Source organism: Saccharopolyspora endophytica (genome assembly GCF_018070075.1).
Lineage (GTDB): Bacteria > Actinomycetota > Actinomycetes > Mycobacteriales > Pseudonocardiaceae > Saccharopolyspora > Saccharopolyspora endophytica.
Genome location: NZ_JAGPXE010000002.1, coordinates 505997 through 527264 on the forward strand (window position 1 = coordinate 505997; position 21268 = coordinate 527264).

The 21268-nt window shown below is 67.8% G+C and carries 20 protein-coding genes; 10 read left to right on the forward strand and 10 right to left on the reverse strand.

The window, feature by feature from the left end; genetic code table 11:
- Positions 1–115: 115 nt before the first annotated feature.
- Genes KBO27_RS06400 through KBO27_RS06415 form a run of 4 tightly spaced genes read left to right on the forward strand, consistent with a single transcriptional unit; the run spans position 116 to position 4017 of the window.
- Positions 116–1285 carry an acyl-CoA dehydrogenase family protein gene (locus tag KBO27_RS06400; RefSeq protein WP_210969006.1) on the forward strand — a complete coding sequence of 390 codons (1170 nt, stop codon included), beginning with the start codon at positions 116–118 and terminating at the stop codon, positions 1283–1285.
- Positions 1282–2346: an enoyl-CoA hydratase/isomerase family protein gene (locus tag KBO27_RS06405; RefSeq protein ID WP_210969007.1), complete on the forward strand. Its 1065-nt coding sequence runs from the start codon at positions 1282–1284 to the stop codon at positions 2344–2346. Before KBO27_RS06400 ends, KBO27_RS06405 begins: the two co-directional genes overlap by 4 nt.
- The gene (mmsB, locus tag KBO27_RS06410) at positions 2339–3244 is read left to right on the forward strand and encodes a 3-hydroxyisobutyrate dehydrogenase (protein WP_210969008.1); all 906 of its coding nucleotides are present in this window, start codon (positions 2339–2341) and stop codon (positions 3242–3244) included. The genes KBO27_RS06405 and mmsB overlap by 8 nt, the downstream gene beginning before the upstream one ends.
- The gene (locus tag KBO27_RS06415; RefSeq protein ID WP_210969009.1) at positions 3241–4017 is read left to right on the forward strand and encodes an enoyl-CoA hydratase; all 777 of its coding nucleotides are present in this window, start codon (positions 3241–3243) and stop codon (positions 4015–4017) included. Before mmsB ends, KBO27_RS06415 begins: the two co-directional genes overlap by 4 nt.
- Before the next feature lie 55 nt (positions 4018–4072).
- On the opposite strand, the gene KBO27_RS06420 is transcribed toward KBO27_RS06415, so the two are convergent.
- Positions 4073–4744, reverse strand: a complete 672-nt coding sequence (locus KBO27_RS06420; protein WP_307870263.1) for an adenylate kinase family protein — start codon at positions 4742–4744, stop codon at positions 4073–4075.
- Complete coding sequence (locus tag KBO27_RS06425; protein ID WP_307870264.1) at positions 4741–5913, reverse strand: CaiB/BaiF CoA transferase family protein; 1173 nt, start codon at positions 5911–5913, stop codon at positions 4741–4743. Before KBO27_RS06425 ends, KBO27_RS06420 begins: the two co-directional genes overlap by 4 nt.
- A 455-nt stretch (positions 5914–6368) precedes the next feature.
- Between KBO27_RS06425 and KBO27_RS06430 the strand changes: the two genes are divergently transcribed.
- Positions 6369–7883, forward strand: a complete 1515-nt coding sequence (locus KBO27_RS06430; RefSeq protein ID WP_246536356.1) for an aldehyde dehydrogenase family protein — start codon at positions 6369–6371, stop codon at positions 7881–7883.
- 113 nt (positions 7884–7996) lie between these two features.
- Here KBO27_RS06430 and KBO27_RS06435 read toward each other — a convergent pair whose 3' ends face one another.
- The 6 genes from KBO27_RS06435 to KBO27_RS06460 all read right to left on the reverse strand — a co-directional run bounded on the left by KBO27_RS06435 (position 7997) and on the right by KBO27_RS06460 (position 14293).
- Complete coding sequence (locus KBO27_RS06435) at positions 7997–9235, reverse strand: PAS domain S-box protein (protein WP_246536357.1); 1239 nt, start codon at positions 9233–9235, stop codon at positions 7997–7999.
- Between the two features lie 119 nt (positions 9236–9354).
- A complete protein-coding gene (locus tag KBO27_RS06440) occupies positions 9355–10101 on the reverse strand; it encodes an IclR family transcriptional regulator (RefSeq protein ID WP_210969012.1) in 747 nt (248 codons plus the stop codon).
- Positions 10102–10111: 10 nt separating this feature from the next.
- Complete coding sequence (locus tag KBO27_RS06445; RefSeq protein ID WP_210969013.1) at positions 10112–11347, reverse strand: CaiB/BaiF CoA transferase family protein; 1236 nt, start codon at positions 11345–11347, stop codon at positions 10112–10114.
- On the reverse strand, positions 11344–12861 hold the full coding sequence (locus tag KBO27_RS06450; protein ID WP_210969014.1) for a tripartite tricarboxylate transporter permease: 1518 nt from the start codon (positions 12859–12861) through the stop codon (positions 11344–11346). The genes KBO27_RS06445 and KBO27_RS06450 overlap by 4 nt, the downstream gene beginning before the upstream one ends.
- Before the next feature lie 5 nt (positions 12862–12866).
- Positions 12867–13325 (reverse strand): tripartite tricarboxylate transporter TctB family protein, encoded by a 459-nt coding sequence (locus KBO27_RS06455; RefSeq protein ID WP_210969015.1) that lies wholly within the window; start codon positions 13323–13325, stop codon positions 12867–12869.
- Entirely contained in the window at positions 13322–14293 is a 972-nt protein-coding gene (locus tag KBO27_RS06460) for a tripartite tricarboxylate transporter substrate binding protein (protein ID WP_210969016.1), read from the reverse strand. Before KBO27_RS06460 ends, KBO27_RS06455 begins: the two co-directional genes overlap by 4 nt.
- A 235-nt stretch (positions 14294–14528) precedes the next feature.
- On the opposite strand from KBO27_RS06460, the gene KBO27_RS06465 reads away from it, so the two are divergent.
- Positions 14529–15836 carry an MFS transporter gene (locus KBO27_RS06465; protein WP_210969017.1) on the forward strand — a complete coding sequence of 436 codons (1308 nt, stop codon included), beginning with the start codon at positions 14529–14531 and terminating at the stop codon, positions 15834–15836.
- 311 nt (positions 15837–16147) lie between these two features.
- A complete protein-coding gene (locus KBO27_RS06470) occupies positions 16148–17347 on the forward strand; it encodes a cytochrome P450 (RefSeq protein ID WP_210969018.1) in 1200 nt (399 codons plus the stop codon).
- Between the two features lie 60 nt (positions 17348–17407).
- On the opposite strand, the gene KBO27_RS06475 is transcribed toward KBO27_RS06470, so the two are convergent.
- Both KBO27_RS06475 and KBO27_RS06480 read right to left on the reverse strand, forming a co-directional pair.
- Positions 17408–18091 (reverse strand): TetR/AcrR family transcriptional regulator, encoded by a 684-nt coding sequence (locus KBO27_RS06475; RefSeq protein WP_210969019.1) that lies wholly within the window; start codon positions 18089–18091, stop codon positions 17408–17410.
- A gap of 29 nt (positions 18092–18120) precedes the next feature.
- Complete coding sequence (locus tag KBO27_RS06480; protein ID WP_210969020.1) at positions 18121–18522, reverse strand: carboxymuconolactone decarboxylase family protein; 402 nt, start codon at positions 18520–18522, stop codon at positions 18121–18123.
- 100 nt (positions 18523–18622) lie between these two features.
- Here KBO27_RS06480 and KBO27_RS06485 point away from each other — a divergent pair, with 100 nt between their 5' ends.
- Genes KBO27_RS06485 through KBO27_RS06495 form a run of 3 tightly spaced genes read left to right on the forward strand, consistent with a single transcriptional unit; the run spans position 18623 to position 21257 of the window.
- Positions 18623–18817 carry a ferredoxin gene (locus tag KBO27_RS06485; RefSeq protein WP_210969256.1) on the forward strand — a complete coding sequence of 65 codons (195 nt, stop codon included), beginning with the start codon at positions 18623–18625 and terminating at the stop codon, positions 18815–18817.
- Entirely contained in the window at positions 18814–20010 is a 1197-nt protein-coding gene (locus tag KBO27_RS06490; RefSeq protein ID WP_246536358.1) for an NAD(P)/FAD-dependent oxidoreductase, read from the forward strand. The genes KBO27_RS06485 and KBO27_RS06490 overlap by 4 nt, the downstream gene beginning before the upstream one ends.
- 32 nt (positions 20011–20042) lie before the next feature.
- Positions 20043–21257 carry a cytochrome P450 gene (locus KBO27_RS06495; RefSeq protein WP_210969021.1) on the forward strand — a complete coding sequence of 405 codons (1215 nt, stop codon included), beginning with the start codon at positions 20043–20045 and terminating at the stop codon, positions 21255–21257.
- Positions 21258–21268: the final 11 nt, after the last annotated feature.

Here is a 21268-nt window from a genome sequence, read left to right on the forward strand (position 1 = left end):
GAGCGGAGCCGATGTCGTCGGGAGTATCTCAGGCAATAGTCGGTAGTCGAACTATCGGGCGGCCAACCATGTGCTACTTGGCGTCCGGGTCCGACTCGTGCTGGAGGAAAAACACATGGATGCACGCGCCGACAGTGGCGGTGTCTTCTGCCTGAACGAGGACCAGCAAGCACTGGCCGAGACCTGCCGCGATTTCGCCGCTGAGGCCTTGGCGCCGAACGCTGTGGAATGGGACCAGGCCAAGCACTTCCCGGTCGACGTGCTGCGCAAAGCGGCGGAGCTGGGCATGGGAGGGATCTACGTCCGGGAGGAGTCCGGCGGCTCCGGGCTGGGGAGGCTGGATGCGACGGTGGTCTTCGAGGCGCTGGCGACCGGATGTCCGTCGGTGGCCGCGTACTTGTCGATCCACAACATGGTCGCGTCGGTGATCGATCGCTTCGGCAACGATGAGCAGCGTGCTCGGTGGTTGCCGCGGTTGTGCTCGATGGAGGCGTTGGGCAGCTATTGCCTGACCGAGCCCGGTGCGGGTTCTGACGCCGCCGCGCTGTCCACCCGCGCGATCCGGGACGGCGATCATTACGTGGTCAACGGGGTGAAGCAGTTCATCTCCGGGGCCGGTGCCTCTGATGTGTACGTCGTGTTCGTGCGCACCGGCGAGGACGGGCATCGGGGAATTTCGGCGCTGGTGGTCGAGTGCGACACCGAAGGGCTGTCGTTCGGTCCGAACGAGCACAAGATGGGGTGGAACGCCCAACCCACCCGCCAGGTCCGCCTTGAAGACGCGCGGGTGCCGATCGGGAACCTGCTTGGCGCCGAGGGCGATGGTTTCCGCTTCGCCATGTCGGGTCTCGACGGCGGGCGGCTCAACATCGGTGCGTGTTCGCTGGGTGGTGGCCAGGCGGCGCTGGAGGCGACCGTGCGCCATCTGTCCGAGCGTGAGGCGTTCGGTTCCGCGCTGCGGGACTTCCAGGCGTTGCAGTTCCGGGTGGCCGACATGGCCACCGAGTTGGAGGCGGCGCGGTCGATGTTGTGGCGCGCGGCCGCGGCGGCGGATGCGAAGGATCCTGCGGCGACGCGGTTGTGCGCGATGGCCAAGCGGGTGGCCAGCGATACCGGGTTCGCCGTGGCCAACGAGGCGCTGCAGCTGCACGGCGGTTACGGCTACCTGTCGGAGTACGGGATCGAGAAGATCGTCCGCGACCTGCGGGTGCACCAGATCCTGGAGGGCACGAACGAGATCATGCGCCTCATCGTCTCCCGCGACGTGCTGGGGGCCGCCCGATGAGCGAGATGGAGGTCTTGGTCGAGGTTCGGGGGACGCTGGGGAGGTTGACGCTCAACCGGCCCCGGGCGCTGAACTCCCTGACCGCTGAGATGGTGCGCGTGCTGGACCGCACCTTGTCCAGGTGGGAGCGCGATCCGGAGATCGCGTGCGTGCTGGTCGACGGCGCGGGTGAGCGCGGTTTGTGCGCCGGCGGCGACATCCGGGCCATCTACGACGCCGCGCTGGTCGGCGATCCGGCGCCGAAGCACTTCTGGCGCGACGAATACCGGCTCAACACGCGGATCAAGCGCTGTACCAAGCCGTTCGTGGCCTTGATGGACGGCATCGTCATGGGTGGCGGAGTGGGTGTGTCGGCCCACGGGTCGGTCCGCGTGGTCACCGAACGCACCAGGATCGCGATGCCCGAGGTGGGGATCGGGTTCGTGCCGGATGTGGGCGGGACGTACCTGCTCAGCCGCGCGCCCGGCGAACTCGGCACGCACGCGGCGCTCACCGCGGGCCAGCTGGACGCGGGGGATGCGATCCGATGCGGCTTGGCGGACCACTTCGTGCTCAGCGACGCCTTGGGGACCTTGGTCGAGGACCTCGGCAGCGCTTCGGCCGACGACGTCGACACGCTGGTGCGGCGCTACGCGCAAGAGCCTCCGCCGTCGGTGCTCGACACCGAGCGCGGATGGATCGACGAGTGCTACGGCGCCGACGACGTCGCTGAGATCGTGCGTCGTCTGCAGGCGGCCGGTGTTGAAAGCGCCCGGAAGGCGGCAGAAACCATCAGCGCCAAGTCGCCCACCGCGGTGAAGGTGACCCTGCGGGCCTTGCGCAACGCCCGCGGGCTCAGCTCCCTCGAGGACTGCCTGGAGCAGGAGTACCGCACCTCGTGCGCGCTGCTGTCCTCCCCGGATCTGGTCGAGGGGATTCGTGCCCAGGTCGTGGACAAGGACCGCGATCCGCAGTGGAAACCAGCGCTGCTGGACGAGGTTGGCCCCGACATCGTCGAGAAGTTCTTCGCGCCCGGTGACGACGAGCTCGGGCTGTCAACTGTGAGGGAGTGCGATGACTGACATCGGATTCATCGGTCTCGGCAACATGGGCGGCCCGATGGCCGCCAACCTCAGCCGCGCCGGCCACCGCGTCCGAGGCTTCGACCTGTCGGCCTCGGCGTGTGCCACGGCTTCCGAGAACGGCGTGGAGATCGTGGGATCGGCTGCGGACGTGTGCGCGGGCGCGGAGGTCGTGTTCACCATGCTGCCCAGCGGACGCCACGTCCTGGACCTCTACGAGGCGGGAGGGCTGCTGGCAGCGGCCGCGCCTGGGACGCTGTTCGTCGACACCTCCACGATCGAGGTGGGCGAGTCGCATGCGGCGCGGGACGTGGCGGTGAAGGCGGGGCACCGCGCGCTGGACGCCCCGGTCTCCGGAGGTGTGGTCGGTGCGACCGCCGGGACGCTGACCTTCATGGTCGGTGGCGAGCCCGAGGACTTCCAGCGCGCCGAGCCGTTTCTGGACGTGATGGGCAAGCGGGCCGTCCACTGCGGAGCGTCCGGTGCGGGGCAGGCGACCAAGATCTGCAACAACATGATCCTGGCGATCTCCATGGTCGGGGTCAGCGAGGCGTTCGTCCTCGGTGAGGAGCTGGGCGTCTCCCACGAGGCGCTGTTCGACGTCATCTCCACGGCCACCGGCCAGTGCTGGGCGCTCAACACCAACTGCCCCGTGCCCGGCCCGGTGCCGACCAGCCCGGCCAACCGCGACTTCGACCCCGGCTTCGCCACCGCTCTCATGGTCAAAGACCTCGGCCTGGCGCAGCGCGCTGCGGACGCCGCAGGCGTGCGGACAGCCCTCGGCAAGCACGTCCACGAGCTGTACGCGCGCTACAACGAGGAAGGCGGTGCCGACCGCGACTTCTCCGGGATCATCAACGCGATCCGCGCATCCGCCGGAGAGGAGTCGACCGCATGAGCGAGTACGCGACGATCGAGGTGGAACGCCGGGGCCGGGTCGGCGTGGTGACGTTGAACCGGCCCGAGGCGCTCAACGCGCTAAACACCCAGCTCATGGTCGAGGTCACTGCAGCGGCGTCCGAACTGGACCAGGACGAGCAGATCGGGTGCATCGTGCTGACCGGATCGCAGAAGGCCTTCGCCGCCGGCGCCGACATCAAGGAGATGCAGTCGCTGTCCTACATGGACGCCTACCGCAGCGACTGGTTCGCCGCCTGGGACCGCTTGTCCGCGGTGCGCACACCGCTGGTGGCCGCGGTGTCGGGCTACGCCTTGGGCGGTGGGTGCGAGCTGGCAATGCTCTGCGACGTGATCATCGCCGCGGAGAACGCCAAGTTCGGACAGCCGGAGGTCAAACTCGGTGTCATCCCTGGGATCGGCGGCACGCAGCGCCTCACGCGCGCCATCGGCAAGGCCAAGGCCATGGAGATGTGCCTGACCGGACGGATGATGGACGTCACCGAGGCCGAACGCAGCGGCCTGGTGGCCCGCGTCGTCGCGGTCGATCGCTTGATGGAGGACGCGCTCGAGACAGCCGCGACGATCGCGGGGATGTCGACACCGGTCACGATGATGGTCAAGGAGAGCGTCAACCGCGCCTACGAAACGACGCTGTCCGAGGGCGTGCGTTTTGAACGACGCGTCTTCCACGCCACCTTCGCCACCGAGGACCAGAAGGAAGGCATGACGGCCTTCACGGAGAAGCGGGCGCCGTCGTTCACCGATCGATGAAGCACAGGAGCCGGTTCGCCTCGCCACCTCGCGAGGCGAACCGGCTCGTTTCCGCTCACACGCCGAGGGCGGACAACATCCGCTCGGTCACGTCCTCCACCGGACCGCTCGCGTCGACGGTCGCGAGCACACCCTGTCTGCCGTAGAAGTCCAGCAGGGGAGCGGTGTCGCGGTCGTAGAGGTCCAGCCGGCGGTCGATCACCGGCCCCGCGTCGTCACCGCGCTGCTCCAGCGAACCGGCGCAGTCGTCGCAGATCCCGTACACGGCGGGCGGGTTGAACCGGACATGCCACATCCGGCCGCAACTACTGCAACCGCGTCGACCGGCCAAGCGGAGCGCGGCTTCATCCCTGCCGACGCTCATCTCCAACACCAGGTCCAACTGCGTGCCCACGTCGTCCAGGACTTCAGCGAGGACGCGGCCCTGGGACGCGGTCCGCGGGTAGCCCTCCAAGAGGAATCCGCCGGAGGCGACGCCGCACTCGACCAATCGCTGACGCACCACGGCCGCCGTCACCTCGTCCGGAACGAGCTCACCGCGGGCCAGGTGCGATTTCGCGGCGTTCCTGAGCGGTGTCCCGCGTGCGACGTTGCCTCGGACGAGGTCGTCGGTGGAGATGTGTGGCACTCCGAGCTTGTCGGACACCGCTCGCGCCTGCGTTCCCTTGCCCGCACCGGGCCGACCGACCAGCACGACCCGGTGGGTCGGTTGTCGGGCCTTGCTCACCTGCTCTCCAGCCATTCGCTCACCGCCGAGGTGTGCTGCCCGAGCGTGGGAGGCGCGGTGTGCTCGGTGCGGCCGAGCCGCTGCCCGGTGAAGGTCTCGAAGCGCAGCGGCGGGCCCGGAATCTCGATCTTTCCGACTACGGGGTGCTCGACCTCGACGACCAGGCCCTGGCTGCGGGTCTGCTCCCACTCGTAGACCTCGTCGATGGCGCGAACGGCACCTGCCGGAACTCCCGCTTCGTTGCAGCTGGTCAGCCAGTGATCCCGGGGCTTGGTGAGCAGGACGTTCTCCACCACCTCGATGAGCGCGTCGCGGTTGGCCAGGCGCTCCGAGTTGCTGGCGAAGCGCTCGTCCTCGGCGTCCAGCCCGAGCAGGTCGGCGAACTTGCGCCACTGGGCCTCGCTGCCGACCGCGACCTGCACGGTGCCGTCGGCACACCGGAACGCGCCGTAGGGCGCGATCTGCGGGTGGTGGTTGCCCGAGGCCGCGCCGACCTTGCCGGCCGTGGTCCAGGCGGTCCCGTGGAAGGCGTGCGCCCCGACCAGGGCCGCCAACAGCGACGTGCGCACCACGGAACCGCGCCCGGTCTGGTTGCGGTCGTTCAAGGCTGAAACCACGCCGAACGCGCCGTAGATCCCGGCCAACAGGTCGCCGATGGGAACACCGACGCGCGTGGGGTGGTCGGGATCAGGCCCGGTGATGCTCATCAGACCGGACTCACCTTGCGCGATCAGGTCGTATCCCGGCCGTTCGGACTCGGGCCCCTCGGAACCGAAACCGGAGATGGACAGCACGACGAGACGTGGGTTGAGCTCTTCCAGCACCGCGGGCGGGAAGCCCAGCCGGTCGAACACACCCGGGCGGAAGTTCTCGATCAGCACGTCCGCGCGGCGGATCAACTCGCGCAGGGCCTCATGTCCCGAAGCGCTCTTGAGGTCGAGCTGGAGAGATTCCTTGTTCCGGTTGCACGACAGGTAATAGGTGGCGTCGGTGGATTCATCACCGACGAACGGCGGTCCCCAAATTCGCGAGTCATCGCCCTGGCCGGGGGACTCCACCTTGATGACCCTGGCACCGAGGTCGCCGAGCATCATGGCGGCGTGCGGCCCGGCCAGTGCGCGGGACAGGTCGAGCACCAGGGCATTTGCCAACGGACCGTTGGTCGTCACAGTCAACTCCGTTCGAATCACCCTGAAGAGGTCCCAGGACGTGCGTGGTCGAGAGCCACGCGATCGCGTGGGCGCAGACGCTGGGGGAGCAAGCATCGAGGCGATGCGGCCGGTGCGAGAACCACCCGGTTCCCAGCCTGCCTTCCGGGCAGTATCCGCACCGGTTTCAGACCTGGGCAACGCCCAAGTCGGCACAGCAGATGTGCAGGACTGCGCACCCGACCGGTGTGCAAACCCGCACATCGACTCTGCGTTGTTGGCCGTTTGTGCGCAGTCGAAACGCTCCTACGATCGGCCGCTAAGCGGAATTGTCGAAAAGCAGCCGGTTCTGGGTCGCTGACCGCCATCCACCGCAGGTCCATCGGCGGAATCCGAAGAGCGGAAGAACCTCGGAACGACGTGGGCCGGGCCGATGTCGAGTTCTGCGGGCGGCCGCGCAAGGAGGCAGGGACGAAATGAGCAACACGGTGGGAAGGCGGTCGGCGGACCTCCTCAACGGTGCGGCGGACGCGCGTTCGCAGCTCTACCCGATGCTGGTGGACGGGCAATGGATCACAGCCCAGGAGGGTGGGACCGCGGAGGTGACCACTCCGGTGCGGCGGGGCGAGGTCATCGCCCGCGTGCCGTCGGCGGGAGTCGGCGATGTCGAGCGCGCGGTGGCCGCGGCTCGGAGGGCCCAGCCCGCATGGGCCGCCGAGCACTTCAAGGTCCGTGCTCGCGCATTGGCGCGCATCGCCGACGACATCGAAGCGCGTGGCGAGGAATTGGCACGCCTGACCGCCTTGGACACCGGCAACGCCCTGCGCACGCAGGCCAGGCCCGAGGTGGCGACGCTGGTCGACCTGTTCCGCTACTTCGCCGGTGTCGCCGGTGAGGTCAAGGGCACGGTCCTGCCCGCCGGTGACGGTCAGCTGCAGTACACGCGGCGGGAGCCGCTCGGCGTGGTGGCCGCGATCCTGCCGTGGAACTCTCCGCTGATGATCGCGGGCTTCAAGTTCCCGGCAGCCCTGGCGGCGGGAAACGCGGTGGTGGCCAAACCGGCTGCGGACGCGCCGCTGTCGCTGCTGCTGCTGGCCGAGATCTGCCAGGAGCACCTGCCGCCGGGCGTGCTCAACATGCTCACGGGCAGCGGGCGTGTCTGCGGCACGGCGCTGGTCGAGCACCCCGGGGTGGACAAGGTGTCGTTCACCGGTTCCACCGAGGTCGGCCGGACGGTGGCGCAGCAGGCCGGTCACCGGCTGGCGCACACCTCGTTGGAACTCGGCGGGAAGAACCCGTCCATCGTCTTCCCGGACGCGGTGAACGACGATCTGATCGGGGGGCTGCTGCTGGCCACGCGCTTCCACCGGCAGGGGCAGAGCTGCACCTCCGGATCGCGTCTGCTCGTGCACGCCGACGTGCACGACGAGGTGCTCGACCGCCTGGTCAAGAAGCTGAGCGAACTCGTGGTCGGAAACCCGCTGGACGAGGCCTCGGACATCGGTGCGATCATCAACGAGACTCAGTTCTGCGGTGTCCGCGACTACATCGTCGACGGCACCGAACAGCCCGGGGTGAACCTGGCACTGGGCGGACTGCCGCCGACGGATGGCCCTCTGTCGGAGGGTTTCTACCACGTACCCACCGTTTTCGACGCCGTCGAGCCGAATTGGCGCATCTCCCGCGAGGAGATCTTCGGCCCCGTCCTGGTGGTCACCCCGTGGCGCGACGTGGACGAGGCGATCCGGCTGGCCAACGACACCAACTTCGGGCTGGCGGCCTTCGTGTGGAGCCACGACCTGGACCGGGCGCTGAACACGGCACACCGGGTCGAAGCGGGTTGGGTGCAGGTGAACCAGGGCGGCGGCCAGGTCATCGGCCAGTCCTACGGCGGTGTGAAGCAGAGCGGCATGGGCCGCGAGGCTTCCCTCGAGGGCATGCTCGAAGGGTTCACCCAGACCAAGCAGATCAACGTCAAACTGTCCGCCTGACGGAGGTCGTGCCGACGATGTGACGATCCGATTTGAGATGGCCTGGTGAGCACGTGTACCGGCGGCACGAAGCCTGAAAAGAGCGCCGACGGTCATCGACCGTCGGCGCTTGGCTAGTGGTGCCGGGGCCTTTTGTGGCTGTACATGTCGAGGTCGGACGCGTGCAACAGATCCGCTGCCGGCATCGTGCTGGTGGCGGTCGTGGCCAGGCCGATGCTGGCGCTGAGCGCGATGTCGTGGCCCGCCACGACGACGTCGTTCTTCATGGACTCCGCCACTTCATCGCGGAATACCTTGGCCGCGTGGAAATCCGGTTTCCGGGAAAGCACGACGAACTCGTCACCGCCGAGGCGGGCAACCGTGTCTCCTGGCTGAACGGCGTTGAGAAGTTCGTCGGCCGTGGTGATCAGGAGTTCGTCGCCAACGGCGTGACCGAAGCGGTCGTTGATCGGCTTGAGCCCGTTGAGGTCGGCCAGTAGTACTGCGAGGACGCCTCCGTGCTGGGGGAGTGCGGCGAGTTCTTGGTTGAGCCGGTCCATGAGCAGGGCGCGGTTTGCCAGGCCGGTGAGCGGGTCGTGGAGGGCCATGTGCGCGATGTGACTGTCGCGCATCGCCTCGTCACCGATCGTTTCGTATTGGGACACGAGGTAGGCAGGCAGGTCGTCGGCTCCACGGACGAGGTTGATGCGGATGAGGATCCAGATCGGGTACCCGGCCTTGTGGCGGTAGCGCTTTTCCACGCTGGCGGTGTCCAGGTTGCCTGCGGCCAGTTCCTCGAAGACATCCAATCCGGACGTGTCGTTCGGGTAGGTCAGGTCGGTGAAGCGGATTGCCAGTAGTTCGTCGCGCGTGTAGCCGACCATGTCGCAGAGCTTGTCGTTGACCTCGAGCCAGCGCCCGGTGAGGTCGAGCATGGCCATGCCGATCGGGGCATTGGCGAAGGTGTGGCGCCAGCGTCGCTCGGCCGCGCGCCGTTCGGTGATGTCTTGGTATTGCGCGAGGACGAACTGGGGTTCGCAGTCGGCGTCGCGGATGAGCGCGTAGCTGATCAAGACCCACAAGGCGGTGCCGTCCGATCGCACGCCGCGCCGCTCCTGGGTCAGCTTCTCCTCGCCACCGGTGACCAAGCTGGTGATCATGTCTTCGTCGATCGGCGGGTCGTCGGGATGCGCGAAATCCCGCGCCGGGCGGTTGAGGACGTTCTCGAGATCGTGGCCGAGGAAGTCGCAGGTCGCGGGGTTGGCGTAGATGATCCGAGCTTGCAGATCCAGTACTGCTACTGGACCCGCGGCCTGCGCCAAGATCATCTGCCATGTCACGTCGTGAGGCATGGCTGAGCCCGGTGTACCCATCGAAAAAACGGTACCGGCGACACCGCTTGACCCGCTAAGGCGTCACTCGTTCGAGTGGTCCGAAGGCGACGGGTCCGTCGCAAGTACCAGGCGACCCTCCTCATCCGCGTCGATTCCGGTCACCTCGGGCTCGTTCGGTTGCCAACCGACAGCGTGCGCTCGATGGCTCTGCTCGCCTCGCGAAGAGCTTCGGTGATCTCGTCCGATCGCGCATCGATTCGCCGACTCGGCCCGCCGAGGGCCAGGCAAGCGAGGACGCCCTGGTCGCCGGTGATCCGCACGGCGACCGCGCTGAGGTCAGGGAAGGTGTCACCGTGGTTGTAGGCGACACCGGTACTGCGGGCCTCGCGCACCTCCGCCAGCAGCCGTGCTCGCTTGTCCTCGCGGATGTTGGCCGCCGCGTACCTCTCGAGCGCCGCGTCGTCGAGCTGGGCGAGGTAGAGCTTCCCGATGGAGGAGGGGTGGTCCGTCGGTGGTCGGACCTGCGGCGGCGAGTAGCGGACGACGTGCGTGGACTCGACGGAGTGGAGGTACACGAGGGTTTCGCCGACCACGCTGCCGAGCATGACCGTTTCGTTGAACTTCTGGAGCAGGTCGTCCATGAAGGGGCGGGCGACGGGAACGACCGCGGGGTGTTGCGCCATCGCCAGCGTGTCGATCGCCGGACCCGTGCGGTAGCGGTTGTCCTCGTGGACGAGGTAGCCGCGGAACACCAGCGCCCGCAGCAAGGGGTGCAGCGACGACTTCGCCGCGCCCACGTGCTCGGCGAGTTCGCCGAGGGTCAACCCGGTTTCGCTGGCGACGGTGATCTCGAGCGCGTGCAGCGCTCGGGCGACCGACCGGTGTCCTTCGTTCTGCGTCCCCATTCGGCCCAATTTACTGACCGGGAACGCGTGACGTTGAATCGCGTACCACGCCGCGTCGCACGAGTTCGTCGATCGCGGCGTCGTCGTGCCCCAGCTCGGCGAGCAGCTGCCGGGTGTGCTGTCCCAACGCCGGCACCGCACCAACGGGGTACTGCTTGCGGCGCTCGGTGATGACCTGCCGCAAGGTCGGCACCGGGCCGACGGGCGTCGACGTCTCCGCCCAGCGACCGCGCTCGACGAGCTGCGGGTGCTCGGATACCGACCTGAGATCGTTGACCCTGGCGCAGGCGATGCCGATGTCGTCGAGCAGCGAAGTCAGCTCGGCCGCGGTGTAGCGCTGGAGCGTCTGCGAGATGAGCCCGTCGACCTCCTCGCGGCGCCGGGTGCGGGCGACGTTGGTGGCGTACTCGGGCTCTTCTGCCAGTTCCGGTCGCTTGAGCACGTGTTGGGCGAAGCGCGCCCACTCGCGGTCGTTCTGGATGCCGACGACGACGGGCGTGTCCCGCGTGGCGTACTCGCCGTAGGGGACGAGTGAGGGGTGGCCGAGGCTGATGCGTTCGGCGGGGATCCCGTTGTGCTGGGCGTAGTAGATGTGGTTGGCGATGAAGTCTGTCATCGCGTCGATCATCGCGACGTCGACCACCGTTCCCACACCGGTTCGTTCCCGCTGGTACAGACCCATCAGCGCGGCTTGCGCCATGTACATCCCGCTGGCCACGTCAGCGGCCGAGAATCCGGGTTTGACCATGATGTCCTTGGTGCCGGTGACGGCCACGGTGCCCGACTCGGCCTGCACCAGCGCGTCGTAGGCGCGCTTGCCCGCGTACGGGCCGGGCTCGCCGTACCCGGTGTTGGAGACGACGACGAGCCTGGGGCTGTGCTCGGTGAGCTTGTCGGGACCGAGGCCCAGCCGCTCCACCGCACCGGGGCTCATGTTCTGGATGAAGACGTCCGCTTCTGCCAGCAGTTCCCGTACGATCTGGATCCCTGCCGGGTTCTTGAGGTCGACCGCGAGGGATTCCTTCCCGCGCCCGGTCCACAGGAACACGCTGGAGAGCTCGCCGGCCACGACGTCGTCGTAACCTCGGGCGAAGTCGCCGCCGTCGACGCGCTCGATCTTGATGACTCGGGCACCGAGGTCGGCCAGCTGCCTGCTGGCGATCGGCACGGCGACGGCGTGCTCGAGCGCGACGACGGTGACCCCGTCGAGAGGCGCCCTCGATGGGGCGGGCGTGGACGCCGTCATGCGGTCACCTTCTCGGAATCGGTGGGGTTGCGGTTGGTCTTCCTGCCCCGGGCGGACTTCACGGCCATGAGGATCGCAGCGATCGCGGCGAGGCCGAGCATGGTGCCGGAGATGGGTCTGGTGATGAAGACGGTGGGGTCACCGCCGCTGATGAGCAGGGACTGGCGCACCGAGGGTTCGAGCAGCCCGCCGAGCACGAAGGCCAGCACCAGCGGTCCGGGTTCGAAGCCCGCCTTGCGCATGCCGTAGCCGAGCAGACCGAAGGCGAGCACCACCCACAGGTCGAAGACGCTGTTGTTGATGCTGAAAACGCCGAGCATCGTGACCACGGCCGCCAGTGCGGCGAGGATCGCGACGCGGATGTTGAGGATCTTGATGAACACGCGCACCATCGGCAGGTTCAGCACCAGCAGGATGATGTTGCCGACGAACATCGAGGCGATGACGCCCCAGAAGATGTCCGGGTTCTCCTCGATGAGGCGCGGTCCCGGCGTTACGCCTTGGATGAGCAGTGCGCCGAGAATGAGGGCGAGCACGGGGTTGGGCGGCAGGCCGAGGGTGAGCAGCGGGATGAAGGCGGCCTGGGAACCCGCGTTGTTGGCGGTCTCCGGACCGGCGACGCCTTCGATGGCGCCCTTGCCGAAGCGCTCGGGTGTGGCCGATCGGCGCTTCTCGGTGGCGTAGGAGGCCAGGGAGGCGACCATGCCCCCACCGCCCGGCAGCAAACCGAGGACGAACCCGATCACGCTGCCGCGGGCGATGGCCCCTCCGGACTGCCGGATCTCGGCGCGGGAGGGCAGGACGTGGCCGACCGGAGCGATCTGCCCGCGGGACCGGCGCGATGTTTCGAGCGTGTGCAGGAGTTCGCCGAGCCCGAACAGGCCCATCGCGACGGCGACGAAGTCCAGTCCGTTGAGGAGTTCGAGGCTGCCGAAGGTGAACCGCGGGCTTCCCTCGATGGAGTCCTGACCGACCGTGGCCAGCAGCAGACCGAAGGCCGCCATCGCCAGCGCGGCGGCGAACCGGCGCGAGCCGAGGTAGGCGGCCAACGCGATGCCGAGCAGGGCGAGCACGGTGAATTCCGGAGGGCCGAAGCGCAGGGCGAACGAGGCCAGCAGCGGTGCGAACAGCAGCAGTCCGACCACCGAGACGAGCCCGCCGACGAACGAGCCGATCGCGGCGATGCCCAGCGCCGGTCCCGCACGTCCCTGCTTGGCCATCTGGTAGCCGTCGAACGTCGTGACCACGGAGGCGGCTTCGCCGGGCAGGTGCAGCAGGACCGAGGTGATGGTGCCGCCGTACATCGAGCCGTAGTAGATGCCGGCGAGCATGATGATGGCCGTGGCGGGCTCGATGCCGTAGGTCAGCGGCAGCAGGAGCGCGATCGTCGCCGTGGGCCCCAGCCCGGGGATGACGCCGATGACCATGCCGACGACGACACCGATCAGGACGAACAGCAGGTTCGTCGGCGTCAGCACCGTTTCGAAACCGGTCAGGATTTCGGAGAAGTTCATCGCGCTCAGCTCCCCGGGGCCAGCGGCCCGACCGGCAGCGGGACCGCGAGCAGTTCGACGAAGACGATCTGCAGGCTGACGACGGCCAGCACCGCGGTAATGACCGTCAGTCGCCACGACTCGCCGAAGAGCCGGAGCCACACGACGATCGCCACCAGAGCGGGCACCGGCATGCCCACGAGCGGGAGCAGCACGACGAACAGCGCGAGGGTGCCGGCGGCGGCGAGCACTCTGCCGAGATCGGTGCGCGCGACGCCCTCGGGGCGTTCGACGCCGGTGACGGTCAGCCAGGCTCCACTGAGGACGACTCCGGCGGAGGCCACCAGCGGCCAGGTACCGGGGCCCGGCTGCGTCGTGCTCCCCAGGCCCAATCCGACGGAGACCACCGCCGCGAGCGCTCCGAGCGCGGTCAGTGCGGCCGGGACCGTCCGGTGTGATCGGCCGGCAGCTCGTGCGCCGGTCATCGACCGACCGCCTTGCGCCACGAGGCTTCCGAGGTGGCGAATTCCTCGCGCATGACAGCCGGTCCCGGGTTGTCCTGGCGCACGAACTCCTTGCCGAGTACGTCGGCGGTGTGCGGGTCCTTGAGACACTTCTGCATGGCGTCGGCGAGCCGCTGCTCGATCTTGTCGTCCAGTCCGCGCGGTGCGACCAGCGAGACGTTCACGGTGGAATCCGGGAGATCGCGGAAGCCCAGTTCGGCGAAGGTGGGTACGTCGGGCAGGAAGTCGAGGCGTTGGGGCGCACCGGTGGCGAGCGCGCGCAGCTGGCCCGACCGCAGTTGTTCGAGCAGGTTCGGTGAGGTGCTCAGATAGGCGCTGTCGGAGTTGCCGCCGAGAACCGCCGCCACGGACTTGTCGTTGCTCTCAAAGGGAACGTTGGTGAACTTCGGCCCGCCCGCGTTGGTGATCGCGTTCGTGGTGAGGGAGAAGATGCCGCGAGAACCGGGCATGGCGACCGTGAACCCGCCGTTCTCGCTCTTCGCCGCGGCCAGCAGGTCCTGAGCGGTGCGGTGCGGGCTGTCGTTCTTCACCACCAGCACCGAGGGCGCGAGCGTCACACCGGAGATCGGCTCGAAGCTGGCCCCTTCGTACTTCGCTCCCTCGGTCACGAGCGGCACCAGCGCGGCCGTCGACACCGACACCACGGACAGCGTGCTGCCATCCGGCTTGGCCTGCGCCACTTCGGTCATGCCGACGGCGCCTCCGCCACCGTCCTTGTTCTCGACGATGAACGTGCCGCCGAGGTCCTTCTCAAGGCACTGGGACGCCACGCGAGCGGTCGTGTCCGAGATCCCACCCGCCGCGAAGGGCGTGATGATCCGGACCGTGGACGAGGGGTAGTTCTGCGCTGCGGACGGCGCCTGCGCACAGCCGGCCGCAGCCAGCCCTGCCACGGCGAGCACCGCGACGGTGTGAGTCGGTCGAAGCATCATTGATCCGTTCCGATATGGGAATGCCTCATTCGCAATTGGGTTTTCGGACCATAGGCTCGCGCAATCGTGGTGTCAATCAGGGGGTTTGGTGCCGACTTGGATTCAGACGACCGTCCCATTTTGGTCATATCTTGACAAAGGACGGACCAAAGCTCATGCTTCGTGACCCACACCACTGAGGAGAGGTCCTTGGCCAGCGAACCGCGAGGTTCGCCGATAGACAGGAGTTCGCATGAGTGCAGGCAGCGTCGCCGCATTCCCGACGCGATCCCGGCACTTGAACCGATGGTGGTACGTCGTTACCGGCTTCCTGACGCTGCTTTTCGGCACGAGCACCGTCAACGTCCTGTTCAACGTCGTCGGCGGGCCCATGGCAGCGGAGTTCGGGTGGGAGCGCAGTGTCATCAGCAACGGCCTGTCGATAGAAACCGTGCTGGTCGGGTTCAGCATCGTGGCGCTCGGCATCCTCATCGACCGCTACGGTCCCAAGGCGCCGTCAGTCTCCATGGCCCTTACCTTCGGCATCGGATTCATGGCGCTGTCCGTGCTGCCGAACAACCAGATGTTGTTCTACCTCGCCTGCGTGGTGATGGGTGCCGGTAGCGGCGCCGTGAACCCGATCGTGCACGCGACCGTGGTCAGCGCGTGGTTCCAAGACCGGCGCGGTGTAGCACTGGGGACTCTCATGGCAGGGCTCGGCGCATGCGGGGTCCTGATGCCGTTCCTCGCGAACTGGGTCCTCGGGCTGGCCGGGTGGCGGTTGACCTGCTTGGTGATCGGAGTCATGTGCACGGTCATCCCCGTGGCGGTCTACCTCTTCGTCACCAGGATGCCCGCCGAACACGAGGGCGAGAGAAAGGCCGCGCGCGATGAAGGCCGGGTGATCGGTGAGTCGCTGTGGACCGTGGCTCGCAAGTATCGGCAGTTCTGGCTGTTGTCCGTGTCGATCTTCCTGGTGTCCTCGGCGACCTTCGGACTCATGTCGCAGGTCGTGCCGATGGCCACGGACAAGGGTATCGACAAGGCCGTGGCCGTGTCCGTCCTGTCCGTGCTGAGCCTGTCGTCGCTGCTGGCCCGCCTGCTGGTCGGCTATCTGCTTGACCGCTTCTACGCTCCGGTCATCGCCGCTATCATCTTCGCGCTGTGCGCAACCGGCGTCGCGATGCTGATCATCTCGGCCGAGGTTGGCCTGCTGTTCGTGGGTGCCGCCCTGATCGGGCTCGGTTTGGGAGCCGAGGGCGATGTCGCCGCCTACATGACCAGTCGCTACTTTCCCCAGCACTCGTACGGTCGGGTGCTGGGATTCGTCTACTTCCTCTACGCGTTGGGAGCCGCCTCCGGGATGTTCTTGCTCGGTCAGATCTTCGCAGCCACGGGTTCATACCGAGCCGGCACGATCCCGATCGTCGCTCTTGTCGCGATGAGCATCGTCTGCGTGCTTCTCATGGGTCCGTACCGCTTCACGCTCGATCACCGTGAAACGGAAGAGGCTACCGGCGACGATGCCGCCGCGAAGCCTTCCGCCGATATCGGTCGTTAGGTATCCGCTGGCGGGCCCTCATATTGCCGAGCCAAATTGGTACCGGGTGCTGGGATCTGAAGTGAGTTCAGGACGTTCGGTCGTGGCCCTCTTCTCGAATGAGGACTCACGCCGAGAGCTGGCGACGGTCGGGTGCTCGGTGCTGCTGTAGGCGACAGCGATGGTCGGGCACGGTGGGGTGTTCGTCCACGCGACCGTGAGGCCTGAAAAGTGGTTGCATTGATGCAACCAAAGTCGATACGGTTGCGCCCGCCAGTGCAACTGTCCGGCCGGAGAACACCTCGGCGGGTCGGCGAAGGAGGGGGCCGGTGATGGCCGACGTTCCGCTGTACATGGCGCGGGAGGGTTTCGGGCCCGCGCCGGAGGTGACCGAGATCCGCGAGGAGGGCAAGCTCGCGAAGGTCCCGGTGACGTTCGGCAGCGGTGAGGCGTGGATGGTGAGCAGGCACGCTGACGTGCGTGAGGTCCTGTCGGACTATTCCCGGTTCAGCAACGACTTCCTGGGCACGGAGGCAGGCGAGGACGCAGCCGCGCACCTGTCGCCGGAGGACTGGGAGCGGATGCGCAAGGGGCAGCTGCTCGCGTTCGACCCGCCGGAGCACGCCTATCTCCGGCGGATCCTCACTCCGGAGTTCACGATGCGGCGCATGCGCCGTCTGGAGCCCCGGATCAGCGAGATCGTCGACGAGCATCTGGACAACCTCGAACGCGTCGGGCCCGGCGCGGACCTGGTGGCCGAGTTCGCGTTGCCGGTCCCGTCTCTGGTCATCTGCGAACTACTGGGCGTGCCCTACGCGGATCGCGCCGAGTTCCAGGACCGGACCTCGCGTCAGACCGACACATCGCTGCCCGCGCAGGAGCGGGCGAAGCTGGCGGGCGAAGGCCGGGCCTACATGGAGGGTCTGGTCGCACGAGCGCAGACGAACCCCGGCGAGGACATGCTCGGCATGTTGGTGCGTGAGCACGGCGACGAGCTCGACGCCGACGCGCTGACCAACATCGCCGGGCTGTTGCTCACCGCGGGCCATGAGACCACGGCGAACATGCTCGGCATCGGTACGCTGGCTCTGCTGCAGCACCCTGACCAGTTGGAGTGGCTGCGTGCCAACCCCGATCAGATCGGCCCGGCTGTGGAAGAGCTGCTGCGATTCCTCAGCGTCGCCCATTCCGGAATTCCGCGGGTGACCAAGCAGGACGTTCGGCTGGGCGACCAGACGATCCCGGCGGGTTCGCAGGTGCAGTTCGGGCTCGCGGCGGCCAACCGCGATCCGCGGTTCGTCGACGACCCCGATCGGCTCGACCTGACACGCAAACCCACCGCGCACGTCGCGTTCGGGCACGGTCCGCACCACTGCCTCGGCGCGCCGCTGGCGCGGATGGAGATGACCGCGGCGTTTCCGGCTTTGTTGAAGCGGTTCCCGACGCTGGCGCTCGGTGTGCCGTTCGAGGATGTCGAGTTTCGTCCGCACCACGTCGTCTACGGTCTTGCGGCGCTGCCTGTCACTTGGTGATGGCAGCGCTCGCTCGGTAGCGCTCACGACTTGGTTCCGAACCAGGTGGACGTGCCGGTTTCAGGCGGTCGGGTGTCTGGGCAGGCCGACTTTCACCAGTGACTCCACCAGCTTCTCGATGTAGTCGTGCACGTCGCCGAGCGGCCAGATCGATTCCACTGTGGAGGTGAGTGCCAGTCGGCCGTGCACCGATGCCCAGATGAACATCGCGGCTTGTTCGGGGGGCTGGCTGAGCTCGATGTCCTGCTCGCGCAGCCGGGCGACCGCGGTGCGCCAGCGTTCGGCGAGTTCGGCGGCCATGTGCGGCTCGGTGGTCGAGGACGCGAAGCGCATGAAGTCGGTCTTGAACATGATCCGGTAGTAGCCCTTGTGCTCCTGGGCGAACCGGCAGTAGGCCTGCGCCTGGGCGATCAATCGCTTGCTGGGCAGTCCGGAGGCGACCGAGGCGTCGGCAGCGTCCATGGCTGCGATCAGTCGCTCGAACCCGTCGATCTCGACGGCGCGCCCCAGTTCCTCCTTGTCGGCGAAGTGCCGGTACAGGGCAGGAGCCGTGACACCCGACTCGCGGGCGACCTCGCGCAGCGACAGCGGCAGTGGGCGCATCCGGTCGTCGTCGTTGACCAGGCGAACCAGCGCGGCGATCACCTCTTCGCGCAGCCGGTCACCCTGGCCTCGCGGGTTTCGCTCGCGCGGCGCTCGCGCGGTGCCCGAATCTTCCTTTGAGGACGAATCGTCTGCACGCATGGCTCCAGCCTGCCATGTCCGGCTGCTGGTTACGGTGTTCGGCCCTGGTCGGGGGTTGTGCCGTCGCCGAGGGACTGGATCGCGACCAGGCGTGCCGCGGATGCTGCGGGGAATCCGGCGTAGGCGGTGGCGTGGTAGACGACTTCCTCGAGTTCGGCGCGGGTGAGCCCGTTGCGCAGGGCGATGGGGAAGTGGAAGGCGAGTTCTTCGTTCGCGCGCAGGGCGATCAGGATGCCCAGTGTGACCAGGCTGCGGCTGCGCCGGTCCAGTCCGGGGCGGGTCCAGAGCGCGCCGAAGACGCTCTGCAGGCTCAGCTCGGCCAATTCGCCGGCGAAGCCGTCCACCTGGAGTTCGCCGCCGGTCTGGCCGTCGAGCATCTCGGGAAGCATCTCGCGCAGCAGTTCGAGTCCTTCATCGCGGTCGGTGCTCATTCGAACCTCCGGTGTGGTGGGGGTCATGTTCGCTCGCTATCGGTAAACAAGTGTATATTAACGACTGTTCACTTATCTATTCGTGAGAGCGGAGTTGGCCGTGGAGATCACCCTCGAAGTAGACAAGTGCTGTGGAGCCGGTCAGTGCGTGCTGGCTGCGCCGGAGGTGTTCGACCAGCGTGATGAGGACGGGGTGGTGGTCCTGCTGGACGCCGCACCGTCTGCCGAGCAGTACGACAACGTCCGCGAAGCCGCCGCCATCTGCCCGGCCGCTGCCATCCTGGTGCGCGAATGACGACGGGGTTTGATCGGATCGTGGTGGTCGGCGCTTCGGCTGCCGGTCTGTCCGCGGTGGAAGCACTGCGGCGCGGCGGCTTTCAGGGCGAGCTGACCCTCGTCGGCGACGAACCGCATCTGCCCTACGACCGGCCGCCGCTGTCCAAGCAGCTGCTGGCCGGGGAGTGGGAGCCAGAGCGCCTGGCCCTGCGCGCTCCGGAGGCGTTCGACGATCTCGGCGTGCGCACGGTGCTCGGCTCGCCTGCCGAGAAGCTGGACGCGCGAGGACGGGAAGTGCTGCTCGCCGACGGCGGCCGCCTCGGTTATGACGCGCTCGTGGCGACCACCGGAGTTCGGGCGCGCACCGTGCCCGGAGTCGACGGCGTCGAAGGCGTCCACCTGCTGCGGACGCTGGATGACGCGCTGGCACTGCGCCGATCGCTCGACGATCGCGGGCAGCTGGTGATCGTCGGTGGCGGCTTCATCGGTGCCGAAGCCGCCGCGGTGGCCCGCTTGATGGGCTGCGAGGTCACGATGGTGACCGACCGTCCGCTGCCGCTGGTCGACGCCGTGGGCGAGGAGGTCGGTGGGATGCTCACCGACCTGCACCGTGAGCGCGGGGTCCGGGTGATCGGCGACTCGATGGTTACGCGCGTGTGCCACGACGGCGGCCGGGCCACCGGTATCGAGTTGGCCGACGGCCGCACCATCGATGCCGACGCGGTCATCGTCGGCATCGGGACCCTGCCCAACGTCGAATGGCTCGCCGGCAGCGGTGTGCCCGTCGGCAACGGTGTCGAGTGCGACGAGACGCTGCACGCCGGTGGCGGTGTCTGGGCGGCCGGCGACGTCGCCTCGTGGCCGGATCCCGTCAGCGGTGAGCGCTTGCGCATCGAGCACCGCACCAACGCCGCCGAGCAGGGAATGGCGGTGGCCCGCAACATCCTGGCCGATCGGCCATCGGCGTTCACCAGCGTGCCGTACGTGTGGTCCGACCAGTACGAGCACAAGATCCAGATCTACGGTCGCACGCGGGGCGCGGATCGGATGCAGGTGATCGACGGCAGTCTCGCTGAGCGGCGGTTCACCGCGCTGTTCGGCCGCGACGGCCGGGTCACCGCGGCGTTGGGCGTGGACATGGTCCGCCCGCTGCGCGCGCTGCGGAAGCTCGTCGCCGACCGAACCGCCTGGGACACCGCACTCGAAGCCTGAACACGTTTCCCACCGTGAAACGGAGAATCGACATGACGACAGCGCAAGAACACGTCTCGGCTCCTGACTTCCCGCTCCACCGCGGCTGCCCCTTCGCCCCTCCCGAGAAGGCCGTTGAATTCCGCGACAGCGGTGCGCCGCACCGGGTGCAGATCTGGAACGGCAGCACTCCCTGGCTGATCACCCGCCACGACCAGATCCGGCAGGTGCTCTCGGCCACCGACCGCTTCGCCGCCGATGTGACCCTGCCGGGATTCCCCAACACCAGTGACGCACAGCCGTTCGTCGAGGGCGGGATCTTCTTCCGCAAGGACGGCGACGAACACCTCCCGGTGCGCCGGATTCTCAACCCCGACTTCACCGCCAAGCGCTCCGAGGCACTGCGCCCGCGCATGGCCGAGCTCACCGACAAGCTCATCGACGATCTGCTGACCATGCCGCGCCCGGTGGACCTCATCGAGCACTTCGCGCTGGCGCTGCCGACCGTGGTGATCTGCGAGGTGCTCGGTGTGCCCTACGAGGAGCGGCACGCGGTGCACGAGTCCTCGAAGAAGCTCGTGCAGCTCGAACTGCCGCAGGAGGAGAAGCACGCCGCGCACGAGGCCATGTTCGCCACCATCGGCGAGCACATGCAGCGCAAGCGCTCCGAGCCGGACAACGGTCTGCTGTCGCGGCTGGTCAACACCCACGTCGACGAGCGCGGCGAGCTGACCTTCCAGGAGGCCGTGGGTCTGGGCGTGCTGGTCATCGGCGCTGGGCACGAGACCACCGCGAACATGATCGGGCTGGGCATCCTGGCGTTGATCCGCGAGCCCGGCCAGCGCGAGATCCTGCTGTCGGACCCGGCCAAGTACGCGCCGAGCTGCGTCGAGGAGATGATGCGCTACTGGAGCATGGTGCAGACCGAGCCGCGTCGGGTCTGTGTGCAGGACACCGAGGTCGGCGGTGTGCTCATCCGCGCCGGCGAGGGCATCATCTGCAACCTGCCGGCTGCCAACCGCGACCCGGAGGTCTTCATCGAGGCCGAGCAGCTGGACATCACCCGTGTTGAGCGCAAGCACATCGGCTTCGGCTTCGGAGTGCACCAGTGCCTGGGGCAGAACCTCTCCCGCGTCGAGATGCAGGTCGCCTGGCCGCGGTTGTTCCAGCGCATCCCGGACTTGCGGCTGGCCGTCGAGGAGAGCGAGCTGCGCTTCCACAACAAGGCCCTGACCTACGGTCTCGAAGAACTGCCGGTGACCTGGTGAGCGTGGAGGGG

Excerpts from the sequence above, each read along its gene's own strand:
- KBO27_RS06400 (WP_210969006.1), top strand. The coding sequence starts at position 116 with ATGGATGCACGCGCCGACAGTGGCGGTGTCTTCTGCCTGAACGAGGAC.
- KBO27_RS06405 (WP_210969007.1), top strand. The coding sequence starts at position 1,282 with ATGAGCGAGATGGAGGTCTTGGTCGAGGTTCGGGGGACGCTGGGGAGG.
- mmsB (WP_210969008.1), top strand. The coding sequence starts at position 2,339 with ATGACTGACATCGGATTCATCGGTCTCGGCAACATGGGCGGCCCGATG.
- KBO27_RS06415 (WP_210969009.1), top strand. The coding sequence starts at position 3,241 with ATGAGCGAGTACGCGACGATCGAGGTGGAACGCCGGGGCCGGGTCGGC.
- KBO27_RS06430 (WP_246536356.1), top strand. The coding sequence starts at position 6,369 with ATGAGCAACACGGTGGGAAGGCGGTCGGCGGACCTCCTCAACGGTGCG.
- KBO27_RS06435 (WP_246536357.1), bottom strand. The coding sequence starts at position 9,235 with ATGGGTACACCGGGCTCAGCCATGCCTCACGACGTGACATGGCAGATG.
- KBO27_RS06440 (WP_210969012.1), bottom strand. The coding sequence starts at position 10,101 with ATGGGGACGCAGAACGAAGGACACCGGTCGGTCGCCCGAGCGCTGCAC.
- KBO27_RS06445 (WP_210969013.1), bottom strand. The coding sequence starts at position 11,347 with ATGACGGCGTCCACGCCCGCCCCATCGAGGGCGCCTCTCGACGGGGTC.
- KBO27_RS06450 (WP_210969014.1), bottom strand. The coding sequence starts at position 12,861 with ATGAACTTCTCCGAAATCCTGACCGGTTTCGAAACGGTGCTGACGCCG.
- KBO27_RS06455 (WP_210969015.1), bottom strand. The coding sequence starts at position 13,325 with ATGACCGGCGCACGAGCTGCCGGCCGATCACACCGGACGGTCCCGGCC.
- KBO27_RS06460 (WP_210969016.1), bottom strand. The coding sequence starts at position 14,293 with ATGCTTCGACCGACTCACACCGTCGCGGTGCTCGCCGTGGCAGGGCTG.
- KBO27_RS06465 (WP_210969017.1), top strand. The coding sequence starts at position 14,529 with ATGAGTGCAGGCAGCGTCGCCGCATTCCCGACGCGATCCCGGCACTTG.
- KBO27_RS06470 (WP_210969018.1), top strand. The coding sequence starts at position 16,148 with ATGGCCGACGTTCCGCTGTACATGGCGCGGGAGGGTTTCGGGCCCGCG.
- KBO27_RS06475 (WP_210969019.1), bottom strand. The coding sequence starts at position 18,091 with ATGCGTGCAGACGATTCGTCCTCAAAGGAAGATTCGGGCACCGCGCGA.
- KBO27_RS06480 (WP_210969020.1), bottom strand. The coding sequence starts at position 18,522 with ATGAGCACCGACCGCGATGAAGGACTCGAACTGCTGCGCGAGATGCTT.
- KBO27_RS06490 (WP_246536358.1), top strand. The coding sequence starts at position 18,814 with ATGACGACGGGGTTTGATCGGATCGTGGTGGTCGGCGCTTCGGCTGCC.
- KBO27_RS06495 (WP_210969021.1), top strand. The coding sequence starts at position 20,043 with ATGACGACAGCGCAAGAACACGTCTCGGCTCCTGACTTCCCGCTCCAC.